General features: G+C 48.1%; 15 protein-coding genes. 1 reads left to right on the top strand and 14 read right to left on the bottom strand.

All coding sequences use genetic code 11. The features are described 5' to 3' along the window. Window positions 1-25: 25 nt before the first annotated feature. The 13 genes from ASF99_RS03400 to ASF99_RS03460 form a co-directional block, all read right to left on the bottom strand. Window positions 26-754 carry a class I SAM-dependent DNA methyltransferase gene (locus tag ASF99_RS03400; RefSeq protein WP_055966955.1) on the bottom strand — a complete coding sequence of 243 codons (729 nt, stop codon included), beginning with the start codon at window positions 752-754 and terminating at the stop codon, window positions 26-28. Beyond that, entirely contained in the window at window positions 754-1,101 is a 348-nt protein-coding gene (gene rsfS, locus ASF99_RS03405; protein ID WP_023467427.1) for a ribosome silencing factor, read from the bottom strand. The genes ASF99_RS03400 and rsfS overlap by 1 nt, the downstream gene beginning before the upstream one ends. Then, window positions 1,098-1,673: a bis(5'-nucleosyl)-tetraphosphatase (symmetrical) YqeK gene (yqeK, locus tag ASF99_RS03410; RefSeq protein ID WP_023467426.1), complete on the bottom strand. Its 576-nt coding sequence runs from the start codon at window positions 1,671-1,673 to the stop codon at window positions 1,098-1,100. Before yqeK ends, rsfS begins: the two co-directional genes overlap by 4 nt. Beyond that, window positions 1,663-2,232: a nicotinate-nucleotide adenylyltransferase gene (gene nadD, locus ASF99_RS03415; protein ID WP_023467425.1), complete on the bottom strand. Its 570-nt coding sequence runs from the start codon at window positions 2,230-2,232 to the stop codon at window positions 1,663-1,665. Before nadD ends, yqeK begins: the two co-directional genes overlap by 11 nt. Further along, the gene (gene yhbY, locus ASF99_RS03420; protein WP_023467424.1) at window positions 2,229-2,522 is read right to left on the bottom strand and encodes a ribosome assembly RNA-binding protein YhbY; all 294 of its coding nucleotides are present in this window, start codon (window positions 2,520-2,522) and stop codon (window positions 2,229-2,231) included. The genes nadD and yhbY overlap by 4 nt, the downstream gene beginning before the upstream one ends. Window positions 2,523-2,524: 2 nt before the next feature. Next, entirely contained in the window at window positions 2,525-3,313 is a 789-nt protein-coding gene (aroE, locus tag ASF99_RS03425) for a shikimate dehydrogenase (protein WP_035398421.1), read from the bottom strand. Continuing rightward, window positions 3,313-4,422, bottom strand: a complete 1,110-nt coding sequence (yqeH, locus tag ASF99_RS03430) for a ribosome biogenesis GTPase YqeH (RefSeq protein ID WP_023467421.1) — start codon at window positions 4,420-4,422, stop codon at window positions 3,313-3,315. Before yqeH ends, aroE begins: the two co-directional genes overlap by 1 nt. 143 nt (window positions 4,423-4,565) lie before the next feature. After that, on the bottom strand, window positions 4,566-5,150 hold the full coding sequence (locus ASF99_RS03435; protein ID WP_023467420.1) for a YqeG family HAD IIIA-type phosphatase: 585 nt from the start codon (window positions 5,148-5,150) through the stop codon (window positions 4,566-4,568). 136 nt (window positions 5,151-5,286) lie between these two features. After that, on the bottom strand, window positions 5,287-6,636 hold the full coding sequence (locus tag ASF99_RS03440) for an ArsB/NhaD family transporter (RefSeq protein ID WP_055966959.1): 1,350 nt from the start codon (window positions 6,634-6,636) through the stop codon (window positions 5,287-5,289). A gap of 50 nt (window positions 6,637-6,686) precedes the next feature. Continuing rightward, window positions 6,687-7,466, bottom strand: coding sequence for a phosphatidylserine decarboxylase (locus ASF99_RS03445; RefSeq protein ID WP_051353617.1), 780 nt, complete (start codon window positions 7,464-7,466; stop codon window positions 6,687-6,689). Further along, window positions 7,459-7,947, bottom strand: coding sequence for a thioredoxin family protein (locus ASF99_RS03450; RefSeq protein WP_023467417.1), 489 nt, complete (start codon window positions 7,945-7,947; stop codon window positions 7,459-7,461). The genes ASF99_RS03445 and ASF99_RS03450 overlap by 8 nt, the downstream gene beginning before the upstream one ends. A 13-nt stretch (window positions 7,948-7,960) precedes the next feature. Further along, window positions 7,961-9,094, bottom strand: coding sequence for a beta-aspartyl-peptidase (iadA, locus tag ASF99_RS03455; protein WP_055966962.1), 1,134 nt, complete (start codon window positions 9,092-9,094; stop codon window positions 7,961-7,963). A gap of 63 nt (window positions 9,095-9,157) precedes the next feature. Further along, on the bottom strand, window positions 9,158-9,352 hold the full coding sequence (locus tag ASF99_RS03460; RefSeq protein WP_023467415.1) for a YjzD family protein: 195 nt from the start codon (window positions 9,350-9,352) through the stop codon (window positions 9,158-9,160). 198 nt (window positions 9,353-9,550) lie between these two features. On the opposite strand from ASF99_RS03460, the gene ASF99_RS03465 reads away from it, so the two are divergent. Further along, window positions 9,551-10,360, top strand: coding sequence for a Cof-type HAD-IIB family hydrolase (locus ASF99_RS03465; RefSeq protein ID WP_023467414.1), 810 nt, complete (start codon window positions 9,551-9,553; stop codon window positions 10,358-10,360). A 50-nt stretch (window positions 10,361-10,410) separates the two neighbouring features. On the opposite strand, the gene ASF99_RS03470 is transcribed toward ASF99_RS03465, so the two are convergent. Then, the gene (locus tag ASF99_RS03470) at window positions 10,411-11,262 is read right to left on the bottom strand and encodes a YitT family protein (RefSeq protein ID WP_023467413.1); all 852 of its coding nucleotides are present in this window, start codon (window positions 11,260-11,262) and stop codon (window positions 10,411-10,413) included. Between the last annotated feature and the right edge of the window lie 21 nt (window positions 11,263-11,283).

The following is an 11,283-nucleotide window of genomic DNA, read 5'->3' on the forward strand; positions in this document are numbered from 1 at the left end:
TTAAAGAAGACGGATGAGATCACTTTTACATTTTTTCAGCAACGAAGAAAATCCGCTCGGCTGTCTCAGAAGGAGCATCCGGTCCAAAATCGCCTGTGACCGCAAGAACCCGGAATCCGGCGTCGCGTAACCACGTCACGTACTGTGCTGGAGGATACGTCCGCTGATGATGCGTTTCATCGACACGCTCATAGCGACCGTCCTCTTCCTCGATGAAGAAAGTCAGTTCATGGACGACAGAAAGCGGTGCTTCACCAGGATCCGCGAACCAGATATACGAACTTTGCTCCGCATGTGTCGCATATGTCTTTCCATTGAACAATGTTTCCATCTTGTATGGAGAGTGTGTATCAAATAAGAGACGTCCACCCTCTTTGAGGATTGCTGCTACATGTGTAAACGTCTGTTTGACATCCTCTTCCGTCCGGAGATAGTTCAAGGAGTCGCATAGGATCGTCGCGGCATCGACAGGTGTCGGCAATTCGATTTCGCGCATGTCTTGCGCCCAGAATTGAATGTGTAATCCCTCTTCCATCGCTTTTTCCTGCGCGACTTCGAGCATCTCTTCCGATAAATCGATTCCGAGCATCTTATAGTGTGCCGCTAATGCAAGCGTCGCCGTACCCGTTCCACATCCGATATCAGCAATCGTACTGCCAGTCGGAACGTATGCTTTGACCCAGTCGACCCATTGATCGTATGGGACGTCTTGCATCAATTCATCATAGATGTAGGCGAACTGTTCGTATGCCATTAGTTGACCTCGACTTCAACCTTTGGAGCATCTGCCCAGAGTTTTTCGAGATTATAGTAATCACGATCGTCACGGTGGAAGACGTGAACGACGACGTTTTCAAGATCCGCTAACACCCAACGTGCCGCATCGAATCCTTCGAGACGTTTGATCGGCAGGTTATGTTCGTGCGCGACTTCTTTGAGTTCACGTGCGATTGCCTGTACTTGTTTTTCTGAATTCCCTTCACAGATGACGAAGTAGTCGGCAACTGGTGAGATGCTCGACATATTCAGGACGACGATATCTTCAGCGCGTTTATCGTCGATGGCATTTACGATTAATTGTAATTCTTGTTCGACTGTCATAGGACGGTCCCCTTTCGTTTGGCCGCGACGAAGGCATTATAAGTCTCAATCGTTCGCGGAAAGATGATGGCTTGTTTTTTACATAAAAAATGAATCGTCTGACTGAGTGTTGCAATGACGGCGTCCGTCAAATCCTGCTCCGCTACTTCACGAAGCGCTTCGACACCTGGATAACTGCGATTTGGTTCAATCGCATCCGCGACGAAGATGATTTGATCGAGCAACGGCATACCGGGTGCCCCCGTCGTATGATTTGCGATGGCCTGATAAATTACATCTGAATCAAGACCAAGTTCTCGACGGACAAGCTCCGCACCTACTGGCGCATGAAGCAGTTCGTCATCATAATCGAGTAAAACCCGTTGATTCAATTCAACGGCAATCGAACGCATTTCATTCGTATCGCGGTATTTCGCATAATCATGAAGCATAGCAGCAAGTGTTGCTTCTTCTTCGTCAACACCATATTTAAGAGCTAAGTGTCGCGCTGTTTCGACGACACCTAATGTATGCACATAGCGTCGCTCAGGCAACGTACGCTCAATGATTTGACGTGCTTCTTCAAGGCGCATATAGATTCCACTCCTCAATCCGTTGTCGAACGGCTTCCGGTACAAGGTAGCGAATGCTCCGTCCGCGCGCGACCCGTTGCCGGATATCCGTCGAAGAAATTTCTAGCAATGGCATATCGACCGCTTTCACACGGGCACCACGCGGAATCAGATACCGACTGCCCGGTCGAGCGACGGCACCAAAGACGACTTCCTTGTATAACCGTTCGGCTTGATACCACGTATCGAGACTCACGAGTGAGTCTGCTCCAACGAGAAACAGAAACTCATGCTCCGGGTACCGGTGCTTGAGTGCACGAATCGTATCATACGTATAAGAAGGCTCTTCGCGCTCAAACTCGATTGCTGAGACGGAAAAAGCAGGATTCAATGCAATTGCTTCTTCTACAAGGCGTAAACGCTTGGTTGCGTCTGTGACTGTACGTTGTTTATGCGGTGGCACATTCGCTGGTACGAACCAGACCGCATCGAGTTCGAGTTGTTCCTGCGCTTGTTCGGCAATCAGGAGATGACCGATATGCGGAGGATCGAACGTTCCGCCCATCAGTCCGATTTTCATCGTGGCAATTCGAGCGTCTTGTTCTCTTTTGATTCTTTATAGAGAACGATGACTTTTCCGATGACTTGAACGAGTTCAGCATTCGTTCCTGCGACGAGTTCTTGTGCGACATCCTTTGGTGCGTCCGCACAATTTTGCAATACTTGTACTTTCAAGAGTTCCCGTTTTTCGAGCGCATCCATCAAATCAGCGCACATCGCTTCGCCGACTCCATTTTTACCGACTTGGAAAATCGGGTTTAAGTCATGAGCTGTCGCGCGTAAAAAACGTTTTTGTTTACCTGTTAACATGATTAAAATTCCTCCAATTGCTTTCGTATCACCTGCTCGCCAAGTGCAAGGTCAGGTGCTTGTCCGGTGAAGCGTTCAAATGCTTCAGCCGCTTGTAAGACGAACATCGGGACGCCGTCAAGTGTGTCGAGACCTTTTTCGGTCGCTTCACGCAATAGACGGGTCGGCGTCGGTCGATAAATAATATCACAAATCAAGGCGTGCGTCTCCGTCAATTCGATCGGACGTGCCTCGATATGTGGCGCCATCCCGACAGAAGTCGTATTGATGATGACGTCGTAACTCGTTAAATCAAATGTTTCTTGCCATGGTAGAACGGTTGCTCCGAATTCATCGGCAACTGCCTTAGAGCGTTCTTCTGTACGATTCGTGATCGTCACATCTCCGGGCAACGCAGCAATGATGCCTCGCGCCGCACCGCCCGCACCAAGAACGAGCGTCTTTTGAAATGACGGACGACGTTCTATCAATGCGCGGACGAATCCGATTCCATCTGTATTCGCACCAATCAACTGCCCATCCTGCCGATATACCGTATTCACGGCGCCTGCTTTTTGAGCTGCCGGCTCTAGCCGATCCAGATACGGGATAATTGCTGTTTTATGTGGAATCGTCACATTGATTCCGTCTAGCTGATGTGTGCGTAATTTTGTAATGATTTGCGGCAATTGCTGCTCCGTTACATCGATGAGGTCATAACAGCCGAAAAGCCCAGCCGCTTCCAGCCAAGCTGTATGCAGCTCAGGTGAAAGTGAATGGGCAATCGGATGACCGATGACGGCAAAGCGCATCAGACGAGCGCCTCACGTAAGGATACAGCGACACCTTTCGGGGCATAAGCAGCGACACGTCCACCTTTTCCGTGAACCGCAACCCACCCGAGTCCACTGAAGACGATATCCGTCTTCATGTTGTCGCGGAGGCTGAATTCATGACGGACAAGCGGCGGTAGCATCTCCCGCGTCTTTTCGTTTGGCGGAGACAACAGCTCACCGTTGTGGTTCGCGTATAAATCGTCTGCTTTTTCAAGCTTCGTCCGGTGAACTTTCAATTCGTTCGACATGTAGATGACGAATGAACGCTTGTTCCCTTCCATATAGTCCAATCGTGCAAGACCTCCGAAGAAGAGTGTCTGTTGCGGATGGATTTGGAAGACTTGTGGCTTGATCTCTTTTTTCGGTGTGATCAGCTTCAAGTCCTTTGCATCAACATAGTGAGCCATCTGGTGATGATTGATGATCCCCGGTGTATCATACAGGTTACAGTTATCGTCGAGTGGAATGTCGATCAAGTCTAGTGTCGTTCCTGGGAAGTGACTGACCGTGATGACGGCTTCATCTTCTTCACCGAAGCGTTTGATGACTTGGTTGATCAGTGTCGATTTCCCGACGTTCGTACAACCAACGACATAGACGTCGCGACCTTTTCGATAATAATCGATTTTTTCAGCGAGTTCATCGACTCCGTGCCCTTTTTTCGCACTGATCAGATGAACGTCGACTGGACGTAATCCAAGTTCTTTCGATGCTTGACGCATCCAGTTCATGAGGCGGTTCGGGTTGAGTGACTTCGGTAATAAATCGGCTTTGTTCCCGACGAGTAAGACATCGTTTTTACCGACGAACCGATGTAAGCCCGGTAACCAACTTCCATTAAAATCGAAGATATCAACGATTTTAACGACAAGTGCATCTTTTTGACCGATTCCGTCTAAGATTTTAACGAAATCATCGTCCGATAACGATACATCTTGAATTTGATTGTAGTGCTTTAATTTAAAGCAACGTTGGCAAATGACCATTTCACGATCAAGTGCAGATTTAGGTGCGTATCCTGGTGCTTTCGTGTCTTCCGTTTGAATGGCGACACCACAGCCAGCGCAGTGGATTTCTTCGATCATATTATGTTGAGCCGCATGCGGGAACGATATCCCTTCTCTTTTCACCGTAGCGCCCTGCTCGCTACTCCAAGAGCGTAACTTCCGACCTCTCGCCGTACATGTTGCGACTGCTGCCTTCCCTTTCATCTACCGATCTGACAGGGTTATTGTTGCTTATCCTGACGAAGTGTTTCGATCGGATGCTCCAGTGCAGAAGGATCTTCCTTGACGCGTTGTGTCAATTTATAGATTCCTTTGCGTTTCATCCGGCGGAAAATGACACGTTCCATCAGGCGATTGAATTTCGTGACGACACCGTCCGTCTTAACGACAGGTTGAACGTGGATGACTTCGATTCCAACGGAGTTTGCACCGAGTACATCCGTGAAGAGTTGGTCTCCTAAGAAGACAACTTCCTTCGCGTGATAACCGAATTCCGTCAATGCCCGTTTAAACCCGATAGGAAGCGGTTTTCGAGCAGGCGCAATATAATGCAATCCGAGTGGATCCGCAAACTTCTTGACGCGGTCTCCGTTATTGTTCGATACGATGATGACGTCGAAACCATATTGATTATTCACCATATCCAGCCAAGCAACCAATTCGTCTGGAGCATCTGCGATATTCCATGCGACGAGCGTATTATCAAGATCGGTCAAAATCGCTTTGACACCGTTTCGTTTGAGCATTTCAAGGTCGATATCGTAGATCGAAGCCACGAAATGTTTCGGATAAAGTCGTTTGAACAAGAATAAAACCTCCAGATAATGGTCTAGCTCTATAGTTAAGTTTAAGAAACAGTTATGCTCTTATCGTTCGATTATAGCACAATCAGGTAGTAAGAGCGACGCACAAAAGAAAACGGAAGGCGGACCTTCCGTTTTCTTAGTAATACCGAATCCACAAATAGAGTTGGGATAGAATCAACGTCACAATCGTGATCGGTGCTCCGTAAATCAAAAAGCGCATATAGGTGAATTTTTCACCTTGTCGTGTCGCGAGACCCGCGACGATGATGTTCGCCGATGCACCGATCAATGTTCCGTTACCACCGAGACAGGCACCGAGTGCGAGGGACCACCATAATACGTCCACTTTCGCATCTGCTGGTGATAATCCAATTCCAGCAGCTACATCATTGATGAGTGGAATCATCGTCGCAACGAACGGGATATTATCGATCGTCGCACTGGCGATACCAGACAACCAAAGAACAGCAGTCGCTGTCGTCTGAATGTCACCGCCTGTCAAATCAATCGTCTTTTCAGCAAGGTAGCGAATGATACCTGCTTCTTGAATCCCGCCGACGAGCACGAATAGTCCAGCGAAGAAGAAGATCGTCGTCCATTCAACACGAGCAAAGATTCCTTCTAGCTGATGATCGTTTTCAATCGTCAGCAACATCAGGATTGTCGCTCCAAGAATCGCGATCGCCGGTGCTTCGAGATGGAGTCCGATGCGATCAAGCACCGGATGCAGTACGAACAGCGCAATCGTACTGACGAGGACGATACTGCTTCGTGCGACCAATTTTCGACTGACGATATAACTCTTCTCATCGATTTCCATCAGTTTCTGCCGATCTTCCGCTTCAACATGTAGTTGCTTCCGGAAGACGAAGTAAAGAATGCCGATCGTTACGACCGTGATGACGAGGATGATTGGTGCGAGATTCACTAAAAAGGCATTGAACGTCAAGTGTGGATTCGCAGCACCAATCATGATGTTCGGTGGATCCCCGATCAACGTTGCTGTTCCACCGATATTCGCAAATAGGACTTCTGCGAGCAAGAATGGAAACGGCGCGATCTTCAGTATCTTCGTAATCGAAAACGTGATTGGAACGATCAATAGAACCGTCGTGACGTTATCAAGGAATGCAGATCCGAGTGCTGTCAATGCGGACAGTAAAACCAATACCTTGATCGGATCACCTTTTGTCGTCTTCGCAGCGCGGATCGCGATGTATTCGAACAAGCCAGATTGATTGGCAATCGTGACGAGAATCATCATCCCAATCAATAAGACGATTGTTCCCCACTCGATATATTCAAACAATGCAGTCTCGAGATCCACAATGCCGATGATGACCATCGCGAGCGCTCCAAGTAAGGCAACGATTGCTCGACTAATTTTTTCACTGATGATGAAGCCATAGGTCACTAAAAAAATAATGAGTGCGATATACGTTTGGACCTGCGTACTTCCGATTTCTGCTAATGCCAGTGCCGGCATGATTCATTCCTCCTAAATGTAAGGAGACGCCCATAACGGGCGCCTCGCTATCATGAATGCCATTGTCCGAGGCGTTGCCCCATTAAAACCGGTCCAATCGCTTGGCTGTCTAACGTCAATGCATCTTTCGGACAAATCAGGACGACCGTCGAACCGAATGAGAAGTATCCAAACTCATCCCCGCGACGAAGGTCCTTCGACTCGTTCGTCCGAACGATCGAGTTAACGTTCAGTGCACCGACCATGACATGTTCAAGTGCATGTTTCCCTTGGACGATGCGCGTCACGCGACGGTAATTACGTGTCAACGGGCGAAGCGCATGTGTAAGACCAATCTCATTCACCGGTGCCGAATCGCGACCGAGCGTATAGCTCGTCCGGACTGTGCCATCCATCGGCACATGAACCCGGTGATAGTTTTGCGGACTTAAGTAAAAGATCATCACACGTCCACCAACATATTGCTGTGCTTCATGATGGGAACCGAGTAACTCGGATACCGTATACGATTGTCCTTTGACAGTAAAGCGGCTATCAGCCGTCAAATCGTCAACGACAGACAATACACCGTCACACGGACTGACGAATGCACCTTCTGCTTGATCGATCGGTCGCATTTCCGGTTTGACATGACGAATGAAAACGTCATGTAAACTCGAATACGCTTCTAAATTCTGAGTCGCTTCTGTCATATTTAAATCGTATGCCTGAACGAACGGACGGATGAACGGACGACTGATACGGCTCATCGCAAACCGTTTCAGTTGTTTAGCAACAAGCGGGTGTCCATTTAATTCGAACACGCGAGAGTAAAACCATTTTTTAATCATTGAGATCACCAGATGATTCTTCTTTTGAGTCCTTTACGTCTTTTCCAGCGAAGAACTCTTTATAGCTGTCTTCTGTTTGTTCACCTGCTACGCGTCCGACTTCCTTACCGTCTTTAAAGTGAACGACCGTCGGTGTACCCTCGATGCCAAACGTGTCCCAAGCCGACTGTTCGACAGCAAGATCGATCTGTTCGAATGGAATGTCTTGTTTTTCACCAAGCGGAACGAGATATGGTTTTACTTTTTCACAGTGGACGCATCCCGTTTGATAGAAATACGTATAGAATTCATCACCGGATTTCACTTTATCTGCGACTTGTGTAGCCGTTAGATTGCCATTCTTCGATGCAGAATCTTCTCGATCCGTGAAGACGAGCAGTAACCCCCCAACCAATACGATCAAGGCGATGACTCCCGCTGTAATCCAATTCGCCTTGGATTGCGGTTTTTTCGTGTTTTTTCGTTTCGACTTCTTTGACACGTCTATCCCTCCGTCATTCTGGTATTAGCCATTTTTTCTGAATCATTATAGCATGACCATTCGCAAGAATCGTATCGATTTGCAAAGCGTCATCAATCAGTAACAGATCCGCTCGTTCTCCAACCGCGATTCGCCCGCCCGGTATACCATATGCATCCGCGACATGCCGCGTAATCGTCGCGATTGCCTGATCAAAAGCAACACCCTGCTCCACTGCATCGCGTACGGCTTGCATCAAGGAAGAGGGTTTTCCTGTATCAATTCGCACTAATCGACCTGCCTCATCAAACGCCGGAAGACTTGCGCCAGCATCGCTCGATATCGTGATCTGCTCGAGTGGAATTCCCGCTGCTAAAGCACGGGCGACAGCCTGTCCTGCTGGAATCTCGCCTTCCGCAATGAAAGTTTCCGTCGTACACGTCGTGAAATCGATCCGTCCTCCTCGTTTCGCCCAGGCAAGTCCCGCTTCAAAGATTCGTTCACTTCGGTTGATATGCGTCGGAAGGAATTGTCCGATGGGGAGGTCCGTCGTATCAATCACCTCATGTAACAGATCGAGCCCTTGTTTCCCGTCTCCGATATGGACGTTCATCGTTCCCGACACTCCTTTGACCATGCCGGCAATTCGGGCTTCTGACGCTAATCGCGCGAGTTCATGAGCCGTCGGTTGTGTCGATCGGTGATCGTTGATGGCAATCTCTCCGATGCCAATCACTTCATTGATGAGGACGATATCATGTCCTGTCGATTGCGTCAGGAAGACCGGCGGAACCATATAACTTCCGCTTAATAGAAAGGGACGGATACCAGATGCAGCATATCCCCGTATATGTGCCAGTAGATCGATTCCAGTTCGCGTCCAGCCGTCCGTTCCGAGCAATCCGACAACCGTCGTGACACCACCTTCGAATATGTCGCGAACAGTCAACGGTGCCGTTCGCGTGGCAAATCCGCCTTCTCCTCCTCCACCGATCGGATGTAAGTGTCCGTCGATGAATCCGGGGACTAGCCGTTTGTTGCGACCATCAATCCGGTGCGTAATCAGTGCTTCATCTATGGTGTAGGAACCGATTCCGATGATCTGGTTTCCTGCGATGTAGACATTTTGCGGCATCTCTTGCCACAGAACCTGTTCGATGACGATCATCAATCATTCCTCCTTAAGACAAAAAGCGAGCCTATCGCCCATATGACGACATCTCGCTTTTCCTTATTCTGCCTTAGTCCCTTGACCAAGACCTAAATCTTCATTGACGGCATCGAGTGCGAAGACGACAAGTGAAGTGACGACAGACATAGCTGTCGCGAATCCGAAGCTATACGTTACTGCATCAACTGCCGATACGATGAACACAGCCGTGTTCACGAGTAAGAATGACCAAAAGAATGTAACGAGAAAACGCATGATTTCCCCTCCGTTTCCATAACGTACTATAGAGTTATCCTACGATTTGTAGTATACCATTTTTTAATCCAAGCAACAGCTTTTCTCTAATTTTTTCAAGCGCTTTCTTTTCCTTGAAAAACTTAATCGTTTCATACGAAGGACAATCGCTTCATATGCTACAGTAGAATTAACGAAAAGAAAGCGGAGGATTTCATTATGACCCGTCACTTAATTGCTGTCGATCTCGACGGCACCCTTTTAAAAGATGATAAGACAATCAGCGCTGCGAATATCGCTGCGCTCCAGCGTGCGCGTGCGAACGGTCACGAAGTCGTCATCGCAACTGGACGACCATTTCGTCACGCCAGGAAATATTACGAACAGCTCGGTTTGACGACACCGATCGTTAATTTTAACGGTGGTCTCGTTCATCACCCGCAAGATAATCACTTTGAAGTCCAGCATCATCCGATTCCATTAAAAACTGTTCAACATATTTTAGAATCCGTCGCTGAGACGAAAACACAAAATATTGTCTGCGAAGTCACGGATCATGTCTATTTTCAATATGACCCAGTCGGCATTTACGAATTTTATACCGACCATGCCTTATCTGTCACGACCGGAGATTTACGAAAGCTGCTTCTTCACGAACCGACGTCTCTCTTGATTCACGCCAAAGGAGAACACGTCGACGAGATCCGCTCCGAACTATCTGGTATCCATGCTGAGACGGTACTCAATCGTCAATGGGTGAAGCCTGAATTCATGGTCGAAGTGATGCGAAAAGGTACAAGCAAAGCGGTCGGTCTTGCTCATATCGCACACCACCTTGGAATTGATTCGCGACAGATCGTTGCGTTCGGTGATGAGGAAAACGATTTAGAGATGATCGAGTATGCTGGACATGGTGTCGCGATGGGTAATGCCATCCCCGCGCTGAAGCATCTGGCAAACGGCACGACGAAGCGAAATGAGGATGACGGGATCGCGTATTACTTGAGACACGTTCTTGGACTCGCATGATAACAGATAAAAGGCACTTGCTGCATATCGCAGAGCAAGTGCCTTTTTCATTATCCTTTTCGGAAGTATCCGACGACCGAGTCCGTTGCGACGACGTTGATGAATACTGTCTCGTCCGCTTCCCGGCAAATTCGTTCAATGTCCCGCAATTCGTGACGCTCGATGACCATCATCAACGTCGCTTTTTCAGCTCGCGAATACGTTCCAATCGAAGGAATTTGCGTGATTCCTCGGATGATATGCTGATGCAAAGCCGTCGTGATGTCATCCGCATGATTCGTGACGATGAAGATCGTCAGACGCTGATTGCTCGTATGAATCTCATCGACGACCTTAGACGTCACGTAGATGAAGACGATCGTGTATAAAGCAGTCGACCAACCGAACAATGCGCCTGCTAATAATGCGATTAAGAAATTCAAGACGAACAGATACAAGCCGACACTACGATCGGAGAAACGAGCAAAGATGAGGGCAACGATATCGAAACCACCTGTCGAAGCACCGAACTTAATCGTTATACCGGTACCGATCGCAAGCAAGACCCCTCCAAACACTGCATTCAGTGTTTGATCACCTGGTATGACAGCATATTGAGGAATAAGACCAATGAAAATCGTCGTTGCCAATACCGAAACCAACGTAATGATTGTAAAACTCCGACCTAACATGATCCATGCGAGCACGATCAAAGGGATGTTCAACGCCAAGAACCAGACGTTTTCACCAAACGCAAATGCTGTATTTTGAAGGACTTGCGTCAAGATTTGGGCAAGTCCTGTAAATCCAGTCGAATAGACACCACTCGGAATCAAAAACCAGTTCATGGCAACGGCAATGACGAATCCCCCAATCGAAGCCACGATCACTTTTAACATACTTTCCTTTACTACTGCTGTCACACGCCGTTCTCCTCTCATTCA

The organism is Exiguobacterium sp. Leaf187 (assembly GCF_001423925.1).
Taxonomy (GTDB): domain Bacteria; phylum Bacillota; class Bacilli; order Exiguobacteriales; family Exiguobacteriaceae; genus Exiguobacterium_A; species Exiguobacterium_A indicum.

Excerpts from the sequence above, each read along its gene's own strand:
- ASF99_RS03445 (WP_051353617.1), bottom strand. The coding sequence starts at position 7,466 with ATGATTAAAAAATGGTTTTACTCTCGCGTGTTCGAATTAAATGGACAC.
- rsfS (WP_023467427.1), bottom strand. The coding sequence starts at position 1,101 with ATGACAGTCGAACAAGAATTACAATTAATCGTAAATGCCATCGACGAT.
- ASF99_RS03465 (WP_023467414.1), top strand. The coding sequence starts at position 9,551 with ATGACCCGTCACTTAATTGCTGTCGATCTCGACGGCACCCTTTTAAAA.
- nadD (WP_023467425.1), bottom strand. The coding sequence starts at position 2,232 with ATGAAAATCGGACTGATGGGCGGAACGTTCGATCCTCCGCATATCGGT.
- iadA (WP_055966962.1), bottom strand. The coding sequence starts at position 9,094 with ATGATCGTCATCGAACAGGTTCTGTGGCAAGAGATGCCGCAAAATGTC.
- yqeK (WP_023467426.1), bottom strand. The coding sequence starts at position 1,673 with ATGCGCCTTGAAGAAGCACGTCAAATCATTGAGCGTACGTTGCCTGAG.
- ASF99_RS03440 (WP_055966959.1), bottom strand. The coding sequence starts at position 6,636 with ATGCCGGCACTGGCATTAGCAGAAATCGGAAGTACGCAGGTCCAAACG.
- ASF99_RS03400 (WP_055966955.1), bottom strand. The coding sequence starts at position 754 with ATGGCATACGAACAGTTCGCCTACATCTATGATGAATTGATGCAAGAC.
- yhbY (WP_023467424.1), bottom strand. The coding sequence starts at position 2,522 with ATGTTAACAGGTAAACAAAAACGTTTTTTACGCGCGACAGCTCATGAC.
- ASF99_RS03460 (WP_023467415.1), bottom strand. The coding sequence starts at position 9,352 with ATGCGTTTTCTCGTTACATTCTTTTGGTCATTCTTACTCGTGAACACG.
- aroE (WP_035398421.1), bottom strand. The coding sequence starts at position 3,313 with ATGCGCTTTGCCGTCATCGGTCATCCGATTGCCCATTCACTTTCACCT.
- yqeH (WP_023467421.1), bottom strand. The coding sequence starts at position 4,422 with ATGATCGAAGAAATCCACTGCGCTGGCTGTGGTGTCGCCATTCAAACG.